This window comes from Corallococcus sp. bb12-1 (assembly GCF_026626765.1).
In the GTDB taxonomy this organism is placed as follows: Bacteria; Myxococcota; Myxococcia; order Myxococcales; family Myxococcaceae; genus Corallococcus; species Corallococcus terminator.
The window spans coordinates 653780-671360 of record NZ_JAPNJZ010000001.1; the positions used below are offsets into that span (position 1 = coordinate 653780).

The window sequence follows — 17581 nt, forward strand, 5'->3', positions numbered from 1 at the left end:
GGTGGGGACGACCGGGAGCAGACGCGAGTGGCCCCTGCCCGCCCGCCCCCCTTCGAGAGGAACGGGCGGAGGAGTCCGCCACGCTACGGACCCACGGCCTTCGCCACCGCGTCCACCACCTCCTGGTCGGTGGGGAACGCCAGACCCGCCTTGCGGATGACGACCCGGCCGTTCACGGCGACTTCATAGATGCCCGAAGAGCCCTTCTTCAGCTCCGCTTCCAACTCCAGCTCTTCCTTCAGCGCGGCCGCCGCACGGGCGGCCCTGGGGGCGTACCCTCAAGCCGTGCAGTAGGTGATGGTCACCGTCGTCTGGGACATGGAAGGCCTCCTGGCGTTTCGGAAGGTGCGCGGAGTGCGCACGCCCGGTCACCCTTGGGTTAATTCGCGCGGGGGTCCGGCGCCAGTCCCGGCGGGCACGTTTCGCGTTCCACCGTCACCCGCTAGCTTGCGCCCGCCATGACGACCGTCTTTGCCCCCCTGGAAGCCGCCTACGACCCGGAGGCCTTCCGGACCACCGCCCACGCCCTGATGGACCAGCTCGCGGACTACCTGAAGGCCGCGCTGAAGGGGGGCACGATGCCGGTGCTGCCCTGGGCCCCGCCTTCCGTGAACCAGGAGCGCTTCGCCACGCCCTTCCCGGAGGAACCTCCCGCCGAACTGGCCCCGGCCTTCGCGCACCTCATGGCGCGCGTGCTGGAGGGCTCCCACCACCTGCACCACCCGCGCTACGTGGGCCACCAGGTGACGGCGCCGCTGCCGCTCGCGGCGCTGTGCGACGCCGTGTCGTCGCTGCTCAACAACGGCATGGCCGTGTACGAGATGGGCCCGGTGGCCACCGCGATGGAGCACCACGTGCTCGCGTGGATGGCCTCGAAGCTGGGCCTGCCGGAGGGCGCGCGCGGGGTGCTCACCTCCGGCGGCAGCGCGGGCAACCTCACCGCGCTTCTCGCCGCGCGGCAGGCGAAGGCCGGCTTCGATGCGTGGAAGGGCGGCGCGCACGCGGGCCCGCCCCTGACGGTGCTCGTCCCCCGCTCCGCCCACTACTGCCTGGCCCGGGCGGTCCGCATCATGGGCTGGGGCGAAGGCGGCCTCACGCCGGTGGACGTGGACGCGCACTTCCGCGTGCGGCCGGACGCGCTGGAGGACGCGCTCCAGGAGGCCCTGAAGAAGGGGCGCAAGCCCATCGCGGTGGTGGCCAGCGCGGGCTCCACCGCCACCGGCGCCTTCGACCCGCTGGAGCCGGTGGCGGACTTCGCCGAAAAGCACGGCCTGTGGTTCCACGTGGACGGCGCGCACGGGGCCGCCGCCAGCCTGAGCCCGAAGTACCGAGCGCAGGTGAAGGGCATCGAGCGGGCGGACTCCGTGGTGTGGGACGCGCACAAGGGCCTGCTCATGCCCGCGCTGGTGACGGCGGTGCTCTTCCGCGACGGGGCGCGCTCCTTCGACGCCTTCTCCCAGGAGGCCCACTACCTCTTCCACGGCGACGACCCGCGCCCCTACAGCGACGTAGGCCTGCGCACGCTGGAGTGCACCAAGGAGATGATGCCCCTCAAGGTGTACGCGTGCCTGTCCGTGCTGGGCACGCGCGTCTTCGAGGAGGCCGTCACCGCGTCCTACGACCAGGCCCGGCGGTTCGCGGACATGCTCGCGGCCACCCCGGACTTCCAGGTGGCGGTGCCCCCGGACTGCAACATCGTCTGCTTCCGCCACACACCCGCGCACGTGCCGAAGGAAGGCTGGGATGCCCTCCAGGCCCGCCTGCGGGAAGCGCTGGTCACCGGGGGAAATTTCTACCTGGTGCAGACACGGCTGCCAGACGGGGTGTACCTGCGCACCACCCTCATCCACCCCCTCACCGGGGATGGGGACCTGGAGGCGCTCCTGGAGGCCCTCCGGCGAGCGGCGGCACCCTGAATTTTGTGTGCAAGGGAGTCGCCCGGGGCCACGAAACGCGATAGGGGCGGGTCGCCATGCTCGTCTCGCTCGTCATCCCCGTCTACAACGAGATTCCCACCCTGGCGGAAATCCTCCGCCGCTGCATCGCCGTGGACTTCCCGAAGGAACTCGTCCTGGTGGATGACTGCTCCAAGGACGGCAGCCGCGAGTTCCTGCGGCAGCTGTCCGAACAGGGCCTGGCGCTCCTGGGGGGCAACCCGACGAACCGCAACGAAGTGCGCGTGCTCTTCCAGGACAAGAACCAGGGCAAGGGGGCCGCGCTGCGCCGGGGATTCGCCGAGGCCACCGGGGACATCATCCTCGTGCAGGACGCGGACCTGGAATACGACCCCCGGGACATCCCGCGCGTCATCCAGCCCATCCTGGACGGGGACGCGGACGTCGTCTTCGGCAGCCGCTTCATCGGTTCGCCGCGCCGGGTGCTCTATTACTGGCATACGGTGCTGAACAACCTGCTGACCATGCTCTCCAACATGACCAGCGGACTCAACGTCACCGACATGGAAACCTGCTACAAGGCATTCCGTGCGGAGGTGTTGCGGTCCGTGCACGTGGAGGAGGACCGCTTCGGCTTCGAACCCGAAATCACCGCCAAGGTGGCGCGCGGCAACTGGCGCGTGTTCGAGGTGCCCATCAGCTACCACGGGCGCACCTACGAGGAGGGCAAGAAGATTGGATGGAAGGACGGCGTGCGCGCCCTCTACGCCATCGCGAAGTACTCCGTGAAGCGCTGACGCCCGCCCGGCTGCTGTCCTGGGGAGGATGCGCTCATCCCCCCGGACGGACCGGCGGGAGTGCGGAGAATGGAACACAGCGGCCGCTGGGGCTGGTTATCCAGCAGGCGGAACCCCAAGGTGCTTCCGGCTTTTCTTCCTCCGTATTGCGGCGCGTAGTAGTTTCGTCAACGCACTCCGTCTGAAGGGCTGGGAAGTTTCGGGGCCCTTCCGAAAGTTTCCGCCCCCGTATGTTCGACTGGCTCCACACCCTGTTTTCGCGCGACCTCGCCATCGACCTGGGTACGGCGAACACGCTCATCTACATCCGCGGTCAGGGCATCGTCTCCAACGAGCCCTCGGTCGTGGCGGTGCAGCATGATTCGCGCGGGGGCAAGAAGGTCCTCGCGGTGGGCAAGGAGGCCAAGGAGATGCTCGGCAGGACGCCGGGCAACATCGTGGCCATCCGGCCCATGAAGGACGGCGTCATCGCCGACTTCGAAATCACCGCCGCGATGCTGCGCTACTTCATCCAGAGCGCGCACAACCGCAAGACGCTGGTGAACCCGCGCATCATCATCGGCATCCCGTCCGGCATCACGGAGGTGGAGCGTCGCGCCGTGCGCGAGGCCGCCGCCAACGCGGGCGCCCGGGAGGTCTACCTCATCGAGCAGCCCATGGCCGCGGCGATTGGCGCGGGCCTGCCGGTGACGGAGCCCAGCGGCAACATGATTGTCGACATCGGCGGTGGCACGTCCGACGTCGCGGTCATCAGCCTCGCGGGCATCGTGTTCGCCAAGTCGGTGCGCATCGGCGGCGACAAGCTGGACGAGGCGATCATCCAGTACGTCAAGCGCAAGTACAACCTGCTCATCGGTGAGCGCACGGCGGAGCTCATCAAGATGGGCATCGGCACGGCGTACCCGACGGACGAGGTCATGACCATGGAGATCAAGGGTCGCGACCTGGTGGCCGGCGTGCCGCGCACGCTCACGGTGTCCAGCGACGAGGTCCGCGACGCGCTCGCGGAGCCCGTCAACGGCATCGTCGAAGCGGTGAAGCTGACGCTGGAGCGCACGCCGCCGGAGCTGGCCGGTGACATCGCCGACAGAGGCATCGTGCTGGCCGGTGGCGGCGCGCTGCTCAAGAACCTGGACACGCTCCTGCGCGAGGAGACCGGCCTGCCGGTGTTCCTCGCCGAGGACCCGCTCTCCGCCGTGGTGATTGGCGCGGGCAAGGCGCTGGAGTCGCTCGACATCCTCCGCCAGGTCTGCCAGCCGGGCTGAGTCTCCTTCAGCCCTTCGCAGTGCCGTGACGGCGCCGGACCCGCTTCAGGGGTCGGCGCCGTTCGCGTTTCCGGACGCCGGGGTGCCTGCGGCGGGGGTGACAGCGGCGGGGGCGCCCTTCGGCGGCGGCAGTCCGGTGGGCTCCACCACCCGCGCCTCGCAGTTGGGCCGGCGGCCCTCGCGGTTGTTCTCCTCCTGGTTCCAATGCCGGATGAGGTCGCCCGTCAGCATGACCATGACGTTCTCGGGGTGCTTGTGGGACACCTTGGTGTCCATGCACGCGTCGAAGGCGAGCTTCATCCAGACAGGCGCGGCGCGGACGGAGAAGCCCTGGAGCGCATCCAGGTCTACGAGTCCGTCCAGCCGACCCGTGAACACCGTGTAGCCCTCCTTCGCCTCGCGGCGGGCGTGGGCCAGCACGGCGGCGGCGCGCAGGCCCGGCGCCAGGCGGGAGAACGCCGGGGTGACCTCACCGGAGTGCAGGTACTTGAGCAGCGGGTCGCGGGCGAAGAGCAGCGGCAGGGACGTGGTGAAGAGGCGCTTGCCCCGCGCATCCCCCGTGCGCGTGAGCTCCAGGGCGAGCAGCGCGACGACCTCCGGCTCCATGCGGGACAGCACCGCGTCGGACGCCTTCGCGGCCTGCTCCATCGCGCGCGCGGGCTGCTCCAGCGTGTCCCGCGTGAGGCCCAGCACCTCACGGTCGATGGGGGACGGCAGCGCCAGCCGCTCCTCCTCCTTCGGCATCCTCCTGCCGGTGAGCAGGTCCAGCAGCAGCATCTGCTCCGGCTGCCGCGTCATGGCCCCGGGAATCCAGTCGCGCAGCACGTAGGGCGTGTGCGCGGGCCCGACGACCTCCGCCAGCCGCCCGGCCAGCACCAGGAACTCCCAGGCCCGGTGACGGGGGTCCTGGCCGTAGCGGTGCACCAGCGCCGTCGCCGCGTCCCGGCGCCACGCGCGCAGGTGGATGCGGACGAACAGCTCCAATTGCTCCTCGGTTTCGGGCGGATGCTTCGCGGTGAATGCCTCCACCTGACGGGAGGTCTCCCGCACGAAGTCCCGGGTGGAGCCCGCCGTCTGCTCCCGCGACGCCAGCGGATCCTCCAACTCCTTGCGCCAGCGGGCCTCCAGCAGCGCGCGGCCGACGTCGGGCGAGTCCGGGAAGCGCTTCGCCAGGCTCTCGTATTCAGGCAGGGCCAGGGACGACAGCACCTCCATCGTTCGGGCCCGCCGCAGGTAGAGGGCGGGCAGCGGCTGATCCCGGAACGCGTTCTCGTGTTCGTAGTAGCGCTCCAGGGCTTCCTTTCCCAGGCCCACGGAGGCCATCAGGTCCTGCGCCAGGGATTGGGCGCCCGGGTCGTTCTGCCACTGGTGCATCAGCATCCGGGCGAAGGGCGCGGTGTTCTTCGCGCGCGGGTCGCCGGGCCGGTGGTCGTGGGTCTGCGCATCCGCGAGCAGGACGCCGCGGGCCGCCAGCTCACGCGCTCGGACGTTGTCCGCCTCCACCTCCGCGACGGCGGAGGCCACCTGTCCCGCGGCCTGCCAGCGGCCCGCCTCCATGTGGGCGAGCACGGTGGACTCCCAGTTCGCCTTCGCGACGACAAGCTGCTCCTCCGGGAAGAGCACCAACCCGGTGCCCGACAGGGGCCGGCGGCCCGACAGGTCCGTCGCGTGCGAGGACGGGAGCGAGTGGCCTTCCAGCGTCGCCGCGCCGCGCACGTTGTAGACGATGTGATCGCCATCCGTGGGCAGCACCACGTCCTCGAAGGGCCACTCCGAACCGGGCCAGTTCGCCCGGCCGTGCGGCGCTTCGTCCTTCTCCAGCGTCACGACGCCGTCGACCCGCGCTCCGGGCGCCAGCTCCCAGTGCTGCGCGCCGATGCGCACCTCCACCGTCCGCGACAGGCCGTTGACCACCGACACGGCGTGCTTCTGGCCCAACGTAAGCAATGCGCCGCCCAACCCCACGCCCACGCCGAGCCCCAACACCACACAGCCCACGACGCCCGCGCGGCGCCAGGCCCGCCGCGCCGGAGGCGGCACCTGCCCGATGACCTGGAGCGGCGCCGAGGCACTCGCGCGAACCAGATAGTCATTGAGCGGCCACACCGGCAGCCCGAACACCGTCACGGTGCGCTCGGCGACGAAGGGGGCGTCAGGCGCGGTGGACGCGGGCTGGCCCTTCCACCGCAGGCCCGTGCCCAGGAAGGAAGGCGTCCGGGGAGTCGGGGCCGAGGTGACGAACGCCCCCCGGCCCTCCACCAGCGCGGCGAGCAGGTCGCGCGTGGGCCCCGGGCGCTCCTTGTCCAGCCTTCGCACCAGCAACGCATGCACCTTCCACGCATCCCCCGTCGCGAGCGCCTCCGACAGCGCGGCGTCCGGCAGCAGTTCGGCCAGACGTGGTGCGCGCTCCAGCAGGCCGCTGGGATCCGTGGGAAGGGCGAGGGACATGGGGGCGCATTCAACCCGTCACCCAGAGGGTGGGGGCAAGCCCCCCGAATCTTGAATTCCGCCCCGTGGGTGCCTGATGCTCCGCGCCATGGACGCGATGACCCTCTGGATGATCACCGTCGCCATCGCCGTCAAGATGGGAGGCTCCCTGGACCGCCGCGACCGGCGCGACGTCCCTCCCGATGAGTCCCGCCCGATGCGGCCCCTCCCCCGCGCCCTGCTCATCTATGGCTACAGCTCGGCCGCGGTGCTCCTGGTCCGCTTCATCATCAGCCGGACGTAGCCACCCGAGCCGGCGGGCCGGCCCTCAGTGCTTGCCGTACTCCAGCTTCGTGCCCTTGCGCTGCGCGTAGATGTACGCCTCCATCGCGCGCATCCTCGGGTCCCCGTCCGCCAGCGGCTTGCCGCGCGCCGGGTTCTCGATGCACCAGTTGATCATGTCGCGCAGCAGCGCCACGCGGCCCAACTGCACCTGGTACTTGGGATAGGTCTCCGGGTGGGTGTTGGCAGCGTCCGGATGGCACATGTCACACGACACGCCCACCGTGCCGCCCACGGCCTCCGCGTCGTGGAACACGCGGTGGCCCTCCTTCACGAACGCCTGCGTGGAGTCCGCCCATATCTGTTCATCGCGCTCGGAGTAGGCGCCGTAGGTGTGGCCCGTCTGCACGTTCGCCTTCTGCTGCTGGGGCACCGCCTTCGCGCCCGACTCCGCGCCCACGCCACCCGGGCGCACGGCGCTGCCCGCGGGCTTCGAGCCCGGGTTGGGCTGCGGCGCGGGTGAGGGGGACGTCTTCGCACCCGGGGGCGTGGCCTGGGCCAACACCGGAGCCGGGTCCGGAACATCGTCCCAGAGCGCGTCCGGGTTCTTCTGGCGCCAGTCACTCATCAGCTTCGCGGAGGCACGCATCGCCTGCTCTCGCGTGAGCTTCTCGCCTTCCTTCACGCCTTCCACCTCCAGCGACGTCTCACCGTCGCACAGGCCCAGCACCAGGTTGCCGTCCTTCGACGCGGGCACGACGTGCTTCGGCAGGGGCTCCGACACCGGAGGCGCCGGCTTCGTGGCGGGGGACGTGGCCAGGGCCACGCCGCCAGCGAAGGACAGGGCCGCGCACGGGACCACGAGCAGCTTCATTCGCAAGGTCATGAGAGGGGGTCCTCGTCGGGGCTTTCAGTAGGTGGGCAGCTTGGGCTTGGGGGGCGAGGACTGCCTGCCATTGGAGGCCAGATAGCCGGAGCGCACGGTGATGGGGTCGCGCTGCCAGAGGTTGTAGACCTTGTCCACCAGCCCCGACTCCAGCACGTCCATGCGCCCCGTCCCGCAGCCATCGAACTGGCTGAACGGGTCCGCGCGGTTCATGGGCACCGTGAGCGCGGGCAGGCCCTCCGGCGCGTACGGCCACGGCCACGCGGTGGACAGCATCCCGTGGAACTGGATGTTGCCAATGCGGTTGCTGAGCAGCTGGTGCGTGTGGCCGTGGATGACGGTGACCTTGTCGTACGGCTTGAGGATGGCCTGCACCTCGTCCGCGTCGTCGGTCCAGAAGTTCCAGGGCTTGTAATACTTGTACAGCGGCGAGTGGCTGAACACGATGAGGGGCGTCGTCTTCGCCACCTTGGCCAGGTCGTTCTGGAGCCACTGGCGCTGCTCGCCACCGACCTCGAAGCGGGACTGGATGCCATTGTCCAGGCCGGCGACGATCTTCATCCGCTCCATGGGGGTGAGCTTGCGCTCCGTCCAGAAATCCTTCTCATGGATGGAGTTGAGCACCACGAAGTGCACGCCCTTGTGGTCGAAGGAGTAGTTGGGCGCGCCGAACAGGTCGCGCCACAGCTCGCCCATGTCCAGGAACCAGTCGTGTTCGCCCACCATCATCTTGATGGGGGCCTTCACGCTCTTGAGGATTTGAGCGCCCAGCTTCAGCTCCCCCGCCTGCCCCAGCTGCGCCAGGTCCCCGCCGAAGAGCACGAAGTCCGGCTGCGGGTCCAACGCGTTGACGTCGTCCACGGCCTTGAGGATGGCGCGCACGAAGCGGTCGTTGAGCTTGTTCTCATACAGGTGCGTGTCGGAGATGTACGCGAAGGAGAACTTCGGCTTCTCCCCCTGCGCCTCCGCCACGTTGACCAGCTGGAAGCCCTGGGGGGTGAGCTTGCCCATGCCCGCGACGATGCCGGCGGAGATGCCCGCGACGCGCAAGAAGGCGCGGCGATCCAACCGCTTCAGGCCCTCGAAGAAGGCCTCGCGTTCGGCTTGATGCTTGGACTCGATGCTCTGGAACTTGTTGCCCATGGCGCGCCTCCGCTATCGCTGCTTGGTGGTCGTCACCGGGGTGACGTCGCCGTAGATGCCCAGGTCCGCCGGGTTCTTCACGTTCAGGTCCGGGTTGGGAGCCAGGTCGCCCAGGTTGCCCTTCTTGCCCAGGGCCACGGCGGTGTCCCGCTCCGGCCGGGTGTTCTTCCGGGCGCGCTGCTTCGCGAGCTGTTCCTTGTTGAGCTTGTCGAACTTCGTGTCCGTGAGCGCGAAGAGGAACGCCACCAGGTCGTCGATTTCCGGCTCGGTGAGGCCCAGCCGCTGCATCCCCCCGTCGAGGAAGGGATTGGCCACGCCGCCCTTGTTGTAGTGGTCCATCACGTCCCACAGCGTGGTGAGCGACCCGTCGTGCATGTACGGCCCGGTGATGCCCACGTTGCGCAGGGTGGGCGTCTTGAACGAGCCCACGTCGTTCTCCTGCTTCGTCACCAGGAAGCGGCCCAGCTCGGAGAACTCCGTCTGGAGCGCCAGCTCGTCAATCTGCTTCTCGTCCCCGGTGCGCACCACCTGCACGCCCTTGCGCGCCAGGACGACGAAGTCCTGCTTGTGCGCGGCGACGCCGATGTTGTGGAACTTCTGGTCGCTGAACAGCGGCGATACGGCATTGCCCGCGTGACAGGAGTTGCAGCGCGCCTTGCCGTTGAAGAGCGCCCAGCCGTTCTTCTCCGACGCGGTGAGCGCCTTGGAGTCCCCGGTGATGAACGTGTCGAAGCGCGCGCTGCCGGAGAACTGCATCCGCTCGAACGCGGCGATGGCCGCCGCCAGGTCGTCGTAGTTCACCTCGCGGCCGAACACCTTCTTGAACTCCTCGGCGTACTCCGGGATGGCCCGGACCTTCTTCACCACCGACTCCTCGTCGGGCATGCCCATCTCACGCGGGTTGAGGATGGGCAGCTTCGCCTGGTCCTCCAGCGTGCCCGCGCGGCCATCCCAGAACTGCGTGGCGTTGAAGAGCGCGTTGAGCACCGTGGGGCTGTTGCGCGTCACCTTCTGCTGGCGGATGCCTTCCGACAGCGCCTTGCCGTCGGTGAAGCCCAGTTCCGGCTCATGGCACGTCATGCACGCCACGGTGTTGTCCGCCGACAGGCGCTTCTCCCGGAAGAGCTTCTCCCCCAGCGCCACCTTCTCCGGCGTGGGCTCCGAACCCGGCGGCACCGCCAGCCGCCACAGCGTCGCGGAGACGCCGGGTGGAAGCCGCGGAGGATTCGTGGAGGGGGCCTGCGAAGGCGGGGGCGCCGCGAGCGCCACACCGGTGTTGAGCACCACGGCGAGCACCGTGACGACGCCCGAAGGCAGCCGCATGACACCCCTCCCGCCAGCCCTCAGGAGCCCACGCGGGACATCCGCGCGACCTGCGACCGGATGCCTCTCATTTCACGCAAGGCGGGCAAGTCGGGCAATGTCACTCCGACCGTGGGATGCGTGAAGTGTCTTGGATGTGAACCTCCGGATCCGCCGTGGGAGATGGATCCCGGCGGGGCTTCATCTTTCCATGGCGGCTGAACGCTGGCGTACGCGAGTGAGCCACGGCGTGAGACGCGAGCCCGCCGCCAGCGGCCGTGACACGTCAGGGACCGCGCCTGACGCGTCCGCGACGACGGTGCCCCCTGGCGACCGGGAGCGGCGCCTCGACGCTGGCCCCGCGCCCTCTCGGGACCTACGCTTCCGGGGATGACGGAATCGCGAGCCGCGGACGCGTTCGAAGCGCTGGCCTCCTTTCTGGAGGCGAACGGCAAGAGCCATTGGATCCGCAGAGGCACACCGGCCCACGATGCGCCGCACCCGCTCTGGGCGCACCTGGTCCCCTCCTCACTGCGCGCGTTCGTCGCACGCTGCGGGTATCCGTCCATCCTGGCTCCGAAACTCCGCATGACACTCGTGCCCCTGCACGTGCAGCCAGCCATCGGGCTCGCGGAGCCCGGTTTCGACTGGCACCTCTACAAGGCGCTCCTCCAGACGGCCGTGCGTCGCGCCAATGGCGCGTTCTTCGCGGGCTACGACTTCTCCGACGTGGGCGGCTGGTGCCTGAGGAACGATGGGAAGGGCGAGCGCGTCTGGGGCGTCGAGGACAGCCTCGCGATTCCCGGCAACGACCAGGGCCCCTTCGAGGACTGGTTCATCGCCTGTCTCCAGGCGGTGCACCTCGCGGCCAGCAAGGCACCGGCGGCGGGAGGCACGGCGAAGAAGAAGCGGCCGAGCGACCCCTCCAATGAACTCCGCATGTATGACGAATACGTGTCCCTGAACCCCGTAGCGGTGATGCAGGACGCGAAGTGGCCCAACGGCACCGCGAAGTCAGAGGGAGCGTTTCTCGACAACAAACCCGAGGGGCCTTTCCGCTTCTTCTACGCGACCGGAGCGCCCCTGGCTTCTGGCCACTTCGAGAGCGGGGTGCGGCAGGGCACCTGGCGGTATCACCTGCCGCCGAGCCACACCGAGGATGCCGCCGAGAAGCGGCTCTGGGGCGAGGGGGAGGTGAAGGATGGGCTCGAGGAGGGCCCCTGGACCGGCTCCGATTCCGGGAGCCCTCGGGAGCGGACGCGCGTGTTCCGCTCCGGCGTGATTGAAGCCCAGGAGCGTCGGGGCTGACCTACGCTTCGGGGACGCGCAGGTCGCGTGAGCGCAGCAGCATCGCGGACGCGGTGGCGGGGGCGAGCACCGATGCGGCGATGATGCACCAGTCCCACGGCCCCCGGGCCCGGACCGCGTTGAACGTCATGGCCTGGACCAATGTCAGACAGGCATCCACGGTGGTGAGCCGCCCCAGCAGCGTGGCCAGTCCATCCCGCCAGCGGCGCATGAGGAGCAGCAGGCCCGCGACGAGCCCCACGTCGAATACCACCCAACCCCACTGCACCCAGGGCGAGGGAAACCACGGGGCACTCACCGGCAACGCGAGCAACACCGTCCACGGCACCAGCAGCGCGGTCAGCGTGCGCACGAAGAAGCGGGGCCTGCGCAGCAGGGTGACGAGCCCGAACTTCACCAGGCTGCCCCGCGCGAAGGCTCGCAGCGCGTCGTAGACGGCCCACGGAGCCGGTTCATCCGAGGGGTGGGAGAGGAAGAGGGGCACCCAGGCGTCGGGGCGGAACTTGGCCTTGAAGGCGCGCAGGCCCTCGAAGTCGAACAGGGGGCGGCCGGCGTTGCGCGCGAATCGCAGCCAGGGACGCACCGGGCCTGAAAGCGGCGCCAATCCCAGCGTCACATACCGACGGCCGTTCGCCGCGGCGGCGCGCATCGCGGCGTCCACCAGGGTCTCCGCGGTGCCGTTGGGCGCGGAGGGTTCGCGCAGCAGGTCCTGGAGGAACCAGCCGTCGCGCGCGAACACGGGCGTCACGGAGAGGAAGCCCACCACGCGGCCCTCGACCTCCGCGACGAAGGCCCGGCGTTCGCGGGCGAAGGCGCCCGGGGCCAGTCCCACCAGGAAGCCCATGGTCGCCATCCGCCGGGAGTCCAGCCAGTGCTCGGCCAGCACCTCCACCGCCTCGCGCAGCGGGTGGCCCGGCGTCTCCATCACCTCCGCGGGCACCTCGCGCACTCGGACGGAGTGGGCCCGGGCGCGGCGCAGTTGTTCGCGCAGGCTGCGGCTGCCGCGCACCACCGTCTCCCAGTTCGCCGGGTCCCACACCGGCTGCTCGCCAATGGGCAGCTCGTGGAAGGGGACGAGCTCGGAGAAGCGGGACTCGGTGGCGAAGAAGCTCACGCGCCGGCCCGCGCTCCGAGCCGCCTGGTGGAAGCCCTCCACCAGGGCCCGCACCCGCTCCGGCGCGGCGATGGGGCCGCCTCCCGCCACCCATGCGCCGCCGGTGTCCACGTACGCCACGCACCCGTCTCCGGCTGGCGCGAACCAGTAGCGGAAGCCCGGTTGCAGCACCTGGAAGGACGTCGCGTTCCAGCCGTGGTGGCGCAGCAGCGCCAGCACCCGTTCGCGTTCGTCCTCCTCGCCCGGGGCGGAGGCTGGAGAAGAGGCGGTCATGTCGTTGGCGTTCAAGCTACGTCCAGCATTGCTCCACCGCCAGACAAAGCCTCCCCGAGCCTCCTGGCGAGCGGGGCCTCGCGGACAGGCCTCCTTCCAGGACCCGGCGTGAGAGACGCTCCGCCCCAGAGTGGAGCGCGCGGGTGAATGGATCCAATCGGGCCGGTGAAACGCACTGATGAAAGCTCGTCCCCGTTTTCCAGAGCGGATGCGTTGCTTGTGCCGAATCTGGGAACGCGGTGGGTGGGTTGTAGCAACGCTTCAGCGCCTCCCTGGGACGGCCCTCCCTTGGGGGCGCTGAAGCGCGTGGTTCAGCGCAAGCGCTCGAAGGCCTGGAGACAGAACTCCACGAAGGCGCGCACCTTCGCGGGGATGAGCCGGCGGTGGGGATGGACCAGGAAGATGCCGCGCCCGACCACCGGGGTGTCCGGAAGCAACGGCACCAGCGTGCCCGCGCGCAGTTCGTCCCGCACCAGATACACGGGCAGGTTGGCGATACCGCGCCCCTGGAGGGCGGCCTGTCGCAGGATGAGGTTGTTGTTGGCCTGGAAGGGTCCAGACACGCGCAGGCCGCGACGACCGCCGGGGATTTCGAGCTGCCACTCCATGGGGCCCTGGCCGCGCTTGAAGACCAGGCAGTCGTGCGCCATCAGGTCGTCCGGGGTGCTCGGAGTCCCGCGCCGCTGGAGATACGCGGGACTCGCGCAGAGGATGCGCTGTTCGGGAGCGAGCCGCCGCACCACCAGCGTGCTGTCCTTCAATTCGTCCGCGATGCGGATCGCCACGTCGAACCCTTCCTCCACCAGGTCCACCAGCCGATCACTGGCGTCCAGGTCCACCTGCACGTCGGGGTGGACGGCCTGGAATGCGGCGGCCATGGCGGCGACCTGGACCTCGCCCAGCACTGCGGGCACGGCGATGCGCAGCAGCCCCCGGGGCCGCTCGTCCAGGGCCGTCACCGACAGCGCGGCATCCTCCAGCTCCGACAGCACCCGGCGGCAGTGTTCGTAGAAGAGGCTGCCCGCCTCCGTGAGGCTCACGTGGTGCGTGGTCCTCCGTAGCAGGCGAGCGCCCAGACGGGACTCCAGGTGGGCCACCTGCTTGCTCACCGCGGAGGGTGTCAGGCCCAGGCGCCGAGCCGCAGCGGAGAAGCCTCCGTCCTCCACGGCGCGCACGAAGGCGTGCAGGGGCATGACCTCATCGAACAGCAGGGGCGTCGTTCTTTTCCGCTGGGGCACAGGCGTCGTTCCTCGGGGCCACGTTCCCAATCCGGACCGCGCGGCGCAAGAGAAGGACCACGGGGCGCGCACGACGCGCTCCCGGAGGAGAAACCATGCGAACGCCTTCCACTGAAACGCCCCCGGAGTCCGGACACCTGTTCGGCCTCACCGATGGCGAGGCCGGTTACGCCCTGCTGCGCGTCACCCTGGGCCTCAACATCCTGCTGCACGGAGTCCTCCGGCTGGTGGGCGGACCCGGGGTCTTCGCCGACAGTCTGGTGAAGGCCTTCACAGGCTCCCTGATGCCCACGGCGCTGGTGCGCCCCTTCGCGCTCGTCCTGCCCTTCGCTGAAACGCTGGTGGGCGCGCTGCTCCTTGTCGGCCTGCTGACGCGCCCCGTGCTCGCCGCCGGAGGACTGCTGATGATGGCGCTCGTCTTCGGCACGGCGCTGCGCGGGGAGTGGGAGACGCTGAGCGTGCAGATGCTCTACGTCGGCTTCTACGCCGCGCTGCTGGGCACCGCCCGCTTCAACCGGCTGTCCCTGGACCGGCTGCGATTGCCCGTCACGGCCGCCACTTCGCATCCGGTGTCCTGAGTTCCTTCCCCTGCCCTGCCCTGGAGTCCCCTATGAGCACCCGACGTCAATTCCTGTCACAGAGCGCCCTGGCCACGGGTGCGCTCGCGATGTCACGCACCGCGAGCGCCGCCGCGCCGGAAGCTCCCACGCGCGGCAAGAAGGAGCCCACCGTTTCCACGAAGAAGGGCTTCTGGCCGAACGGGGCACGGCTGGCCATCTCCCTGTCCCTCCAGTTCGAATCCGGCGCGCAGCCCGAGCGCGGCGCGAGCAGTCCGTTCCCTCCCATCGACCCGAAGTACCCGGACCTGCCTGTGGCCACCTGGTACGAGTACGGCGTGAGGGAGGGCATCCCGCGCCTGCTGGAGATGTTCGCGCGGCGGGGCATCCACGTGACCTCGCACATGGTGGGGCAGGCGGTGGAGCGCAACCCGGCGCTGGCGAAGGAGATCGTGGAGCGCGGGCATGAGGCCGCGGCGCATGGACAGACGTGGACGCCCCAGTTCTCCATGACGCCCGAGGAGGAGCGCGCCTCCTACGAGGCCAACGTGCGCGCCATCCAGCGGGCCACAGGACAGACGCCGGTGGGCTTCAACGCTTTCTGGATGCGGGGCACGCCCCGGACGCTGGAGATCCTCCAGGACCTGGGCTTCCTGTATCACATTGACGACGTGAGCCGGGACGAGCCCTTCGTCGTGGACGTGCGGGGCAAGCCCTTCGCTGTGGTGCCCTACACGCTGGGCATGAACGACATCATCAGCTTCGAGTTGCGCAACTACATCGCCGAGCAGTTCGCCAGCGAGCTCAAGAACGAATTCGACGCGCTGTACGCCGAAGCGGGTGGGCGCCGCCGGATGATGTCCGTGAGCATGCATGACCGCATCTCCGGCAGGCCGGGACGCGTGAAGATGCTGGAGGAGTTCATCCGCTACGCGCAGCGCCAGCCGGGCGTCTGGTTCGCGCGGAAGGATGAGTTGGCACGCTGGACGCTGGAGCAGGCGGGGACCTGAGCCGGCCCCCTCACTTCACGCTACGGACCGTCCTCGTCCGCGTCGTCGCCAGTGTCCTCGGACGCGCGGCCGAGCAACCGGTCCACCTCCTTGTGCGCGGCCTCTTCCTGGTCCGCGCTGATGCGGCGGTAGACCTTGAGCGCATGCACCACGCGGTGCGAGTGCTTCAACAGCGCGCTCGAACCGCTCGACGGGGAGCGCTTGCGCGGAGACGGCAGCATCGAGGCAAGCACCGCGCCCTGGGCCACGGTGAGCTGGGACGCGGACACGCCGAAGTGCTCGCGCGCTCCGGCCTCAATGCCATACACGCCGTTTCCCCACTCCACGACGTTGAGGTACAGCGTGAGGATGCGCTGCTTGGTGAGCGCCTCCTCCAGCCGGTGGGCCAGCATCAGCTCCTTCGCCTTGCGAAGCAGGCTGCGGTCCGTGGACAGCCAGAGGTTCTTCGCCAGCTGCTGCGTGAGCGTGGACGCGCCCCGGCCCAGCTTGCCCTCCTCCACCGCCTGCCCCACCGCTCGCGCCAGCTCCACCGTGTCCACGCCGTCGTGCAGGTAGAAGCTCGCGTCCTCGGAGAGGAGCACCGCGTCCACCGCGGGCTTGGAGATGGCGGACAGGGACACCCACTGCTGGCGACGGCGGGGCTTGCGTCCTGCCTCGCGCGCCTCGTCCGCCCGCTGATCCATCAGCGCCGTCGTCTTCGGGTTCTCCTTCGCCAGGGGACGCGCGTCCGGCAGCGTGACGTACGCGTGCGTGGTGAGCCCCAGCCCCGCGAGCAGCAGGCCTCCCAGGACCCAGCGCCCCCACCGCCGACGCAGTGACGGCGCGGGGACTTCCGGCGGCGATGGCGGGGACGATACGGGACCGACACCGGACCTCGCTGAGGTGTCGAGTTCACCAGCGAATGCAGCAGGACCGGCCCTGGCTCCAGCGATGAGCCTCGCGGAGGTGTCGGGTTCGCCGGCGGAAGCCGCCGGCCCGGCAACGGCTCCGGCGCTGGACCTCGCGACCGGGGCGGGAGCACCGGGCGCGTCAGGCTCCGCGCCAGACGTCGGCGTCGCGCTGGAGACCGTGGACTCCATGCCCGGGGTGGACGCGGCAGTGGGCTCCGAGCCGGGCTCGGAGTTCGGGGCTTCGGGCGGACCTTCGGCTTCGACCTTGGACATCGCCAGCCGTGTCTAGCGCCGGGCGCCCGTGGCGTCACCCTTCACGAACTGGACGGAGGCCAGACGCTGCTGCGGCTCGGGCGAGCGCCAGCGCTCGTCCACGGCGGCGAAGCCCGCCACCAGCTCTCCGGCCAGGTAGCCGCGCGTCTTCTTCCCCTTGCGGCGCAGCCAATCGTTGACGACGCGACCCTTCTCATCCCGGCGCGCTTCCGGCTGCAGGAGGTTGAAGCGCGAGCGCTTCACCAGCCCCCCGGACTTGTGCACGAACGTCACCGTGCCGTCCGCGCCCACCCGCTCCACGATGCCGATGTGCGTGAGGCCATCGTTGATGAGCCCATCGCGGTTGCGGTCGAACGTCTCCTTGAAGAACACCAGCGCCCCAGGCGTGGGCGCCTCCGTGAGCATGCCCAGCGCCTGCGCCTTGCGGTGGATGGCGGTGACGCCGTTCTCCTCCGGCATCACGTCGTCGGGCAGCAGGTCCAACCGCCGCTGCTGGAAGGCCAGCCGCGCCATCCCCGAGCAGTCGTCGTTCATCGTCTGACTCACCGACGCCAGCGTCGTCAGCCCCACCCAGGACTTCGCCCGCCACAGCGCCCGCTCCGCTAGCACCACCGGCGTGGCCCGCTTCGTCGCCGTCGCCTTGTTCGCGGCCTCGGCCGCGCCCCCCCACACCAGCGCGCTCACCAACGCGCCCACCCACACGCCTCGTCCCATGCGCTCGCGACAGAGCAACAGGCGTGCCCGGCCCACACCGGGCCCCACGTGTCCATCTCAGGACGGGGTGTGCTCGCGGCGCCTGCATGGGTGGGCAAGGAAGTTCCCACCCATGGCAACGGCGCGCCCTGCCTCCGCGCCCTGGCGGAGGTTCAGCGTCGAAGGGACGCGGCGGACTCGCGAGCCCCGAAGGAGCCCGTCGCGACG

The 17581-nt window shown here is 69.9% G+C and carries 16 protein-coding genes; 7 read left to right on the top strand and 9 right to left on the bottom strand.

The genetic code is table 11. From position 1 onward, the window contains the following. Positions 1-83: 83 nt before the first annotated feature. On the bottom strand, positions 84-320 hold the full coding sequence (locus OV208_RS02725; protein WP_244237895.1) for a SelT/SelW/SelH family protein: 237 nt from the start codon (positions 318-320) through the stop codon (positions 84-86). A gap of 138 nt (positions 321-458) precedes the next feature. Here OV208_RS02725 and OV208_RS02730 point away from each other — a divergent pair, with 138 nt between their 5' ends. The 3 genes from OV208_RS02730 (at position 459) to OV208_RS02740 (ending at position 3957) form a co-directional block, all read left to right on the top strand. After that, positions 459-1916, top strand: coding sequence for a pyridoxal phosphate-dependent decarboxylase family protein (locus OV208_RS02730; protein ID WP_267572215.1), 1458 nt, complete (start codon positions 459-461; stop codon positions 1914-1916). Between the two features lie 56 nt (positions 1917-1972). Next, positions 1973-2692 carry a glycosyltransferase family 2 protein gene (locus OV208_RS02735; protein ID WP_120538728.1) on the top strand — a complete coding sequence of 240 codons (720 nt, stop codon included), beginning with the start codon at positions 1973-1975 and terminating at the stop codon, positions 2690-2692. A 230-nt stretch (positions 2693-2922) separates the two neighbouring features. Continuing rightward, positions 2923-3957: a rod shape-determining protein gene (locus OV208_RS02740; RefSeq protein WP_120598366.1), complete on the top strand. Its 1035-nt coding sequence runs from the start codon at positions 2923-2925 to the stop codon at positions 3955-3957. Positions 3958-4002: 45 nt separating this feature from the next. Here the strand turns inward: OV208_RS02740 and OV208_RS02745 are convergent, their stop codons facing one another. Then, positions 4003-6405 carry a hypothetical protein gene (locus OV208_RS02745; protein WP_267572220.1) on the bottom strand — a complete coding sequence of 801 codons (2403 nt, stop codon included), beginning with the start codon at positions 6403-6405 and terminating at the stop codon, positions 4003-4005. A 76-nt stretch (positions 6406-6481) separates the two neighbouring features. Between OV208_RS02745 and OV208_RS02750 the strand changes: the two genes are divergently transcribed. Next, positions 6482-6688, top strand: a complete 207-nt coding sequence (locus tag OV208_RS02750) for a hypothetical protein (protein ID WP_267572222.1) — start codon at positions 6482-6484, stop codon at positions 6686-6688. 24 nt (positions 6689-6712) lie between these two features. Here OV208_RS02750 and OV208_RS02755 read toward each other — a convergent pair whose 3' ends face one another. The 3 genes from OV208_RS02755 to OV208_RS02765 are packed head-to-tail and all read right to left on the bottom strand — an operon-like array spanning position 6713 to position 10018. After that, on the bottom strand, positions 6713-7552 hold the full coding sequence (locus tag OV208_RS02755) for a c-type cytochrome (RefSeq protein ID WP_267572223.1): 840 nt from the start codon (positions 7550-7552) through the stop codon (positions 6713-6715). Between the two features lie 24 nt (positions 7553-7576). Further along, positions 7577-8695 (bottom strand): metallophosphoesterase family protein, encoded by a 1119-nt coding sequence (locus tag OV208_RS02760; RefSeq protein WP_267572225.1) that lies wholly within the window; start codon positions 8693-8695, stop codon positions 7577-7579. Between the two features lie 12 nt (positions 8696-8707). Further along, positions 8708-10018, bottom strand: coding sequence for a cytochrome-c peroxidase (locus OV208_RS02765; protein ID WP_267572227.1), 1311 nt, complete (start codon positions 10016-10018; stop codon positions 8708-8710). 369 nt (positions 10019-10387) lie between these two features. Between OV208_RS02765 and OV208_RS02770 the strand changes: the two genes are divergently transcribed. Then, positions 10388-11305, top strand: coding sequence for a toxin-antitoxin system YwqK family antitoxin (locus OV208_RS02770; protein ID WP_267572228.1), 918 nt, complete (start codon positions 10388-10390; stop codon positions 11303-11305). 1 nt (position 11306) lies between these two features. Here OV208_RS02770 and OV208_RS02775 read toward each other — a convergent pair whose 3' ends face one another. Then, entirely contained in the window at positions 11307-12707 is a 1401-nt protein-coding gene (locus tag OV208_RS02775) for a bifunctional lysylphosphatidylglycerol flippase/synthetase MprF (protein WP_267572229.1), read from the bottom strand. 296 nt (positions 12708-13003) lie between these two features. After that, positions 13004-13930: a LysR family transcriptional regulator gene (locus tag OV208_RS02780; RefSeq protein WP_267572230.1), complete on the bottom strand. Its 927-nt coding sequence runs from the start codon at positions 13928-13930 to the stop codon at positions 13004-13006. A 95-nt stretch (positions 13931-14025) separates the two neighbouring features. On the opposite strand from OV208_RS02780, the gene OV208_RS02785 reads away from it, so the two are divergent. Together OV208_RS02785 and OV208_RS02790 are read left to right on the top strand one after the other, a co-directional pair. Beyond that, on the top strand, positions 14026-14508 hold the full coding sequence (locus tag OV208_RS02785; RefSeq protein WP_267572232.1) for a DoxX family membrane protein: 483 nt from the start codon (positions 14026-14028) through the stop codon (positions 14506-14508). Between the two features lie 32 nt (positions 14509-14540). Continuing rightward, positions 14541-15497: a polysaccharide deacetylase family protein gene (locus tag OV208_RS02790; RefSeq protein ID WP_267572234.1), complete on the top strand. Its 957-nt coding sequence runs from the start codon at positions 14541-14543 to the stop codon at positions 15495-15497. Positions 15498-15517: 20 nt separating this feature from the next. On the opposite strand, the gene OV208_RS02795 is transcribed toward OV208_RS02790, so the two are convergent. Both OV208_RS02795 and OV208_RS02800 read right to left on the bottom strand, forming a co-directional pair. Next, a complete protein-coding gene (locus OV208_RS02795) occupies positions 15518-16660 on the bottom strand; it encodes a transglycosylase domain-containing protein (protein ID WP_324291332.1) in 1143 nt (380 codons plus the stop codon). A 12-nt stretch (positions 16661-16672) separates the two neighbouring features. After that, a complete protein-coding gene (locus OV208_RS02800) occupies positions 16673-17422 on the bottom strand; it encodes a CHAP domain-containing protein (RefSeq protein WP_267572235.1) in 750 nt (249 codons plus the stop codon). Between the last annotated feature and the right edge of the window lie 159 nt (positions 17423-17581).

Bases quoted from the DNA above. Each gene is read 5' to 3' on its own strand.
- OV208_RS02730 (WP_267572215.1), top strand. From the start codon at position 459: ATGACGACCGTCTTTGCCCCCCTGGAAGCCGCCTACGACCCGGAGGCC.
- OV208_RS02735 (WP_120538728.1), top strand. From the start codon at position 1,973: ATGCTCGTCTCGCTCGTCATCCCCGTCTACAACGAGATTCCCACCCTG.
- OV208_RS02740 (WP_120598366.1), top strand. From the start codon at position 2,923: ATGTTCGACTGGCTCCACACCCTGTTTTCGCGCGACCTCGCCATCGAC.
- OV208_RS02745 (WP_267572220.1), bottom strand. From the start codon at position 6,405: ATGTCCCTCGCCCTTCCCACGGATCCCAGCGGCCTGCTGGAGCGCGCA.
- OV208_RS02750 (WP_267572222.1), top strand. From the start codon at position 6,482: ATGCTCCGCGCCATGGACGCGATGACCCTCTGGATGATCACCGTCGCC.
- OV208_RS02755 (WP_267572223.1), bottom strand. From the start codon at position 7,552: ATGACCTTGCGAATGAAGCTGCTCGTGGTCCCGTGCGCGGCCCTGTCC.
- OV208_RS02760 (WP_267572225.1), bottom strand. From the start codon at position 8,695: ATGGGCAACAAGTTCCAGAGCATCGAGTCCAAGCATCAAGCCGAACGC.
- OV208_RS02765 (WP_267572227.1), bottom strand. From the start codon at position 10,018: ATGCGGCTGCCTTCGGGCGTCGTCACGGTGCTCGCCGTGGTGCTCAAC.
- OV208_RS02770 (WP_267572228.1), top strand. From the start codon at position 10,388: ATGACGGAATCGCGAGCCGCGGACGCGTTCGAAGCGCTGGCCTCCTTT.
- OV208_RS02785 (WP_267572232.1), top strand. From the start codon at position 14,026: ATGCGAACGCCTTCCACTGAAACGCCCCCGGAGTCCGGACACCTGTTC.
- OV208_RS02790 (WP_267572234.1), top strand. From the start codon at position 14,541: ATGAGCACCCGACGTCAATTCCTGTCACAGAGCGCCCTGGCCACGGGT.
- OV208_RS02795 (WP_324291332.1), bottom strand. From the start codon at position 16,660: ATGTCCAAGGTCGAAGCCGAAGGTCCGCCCGAAGCCCCGAACTCCGAG.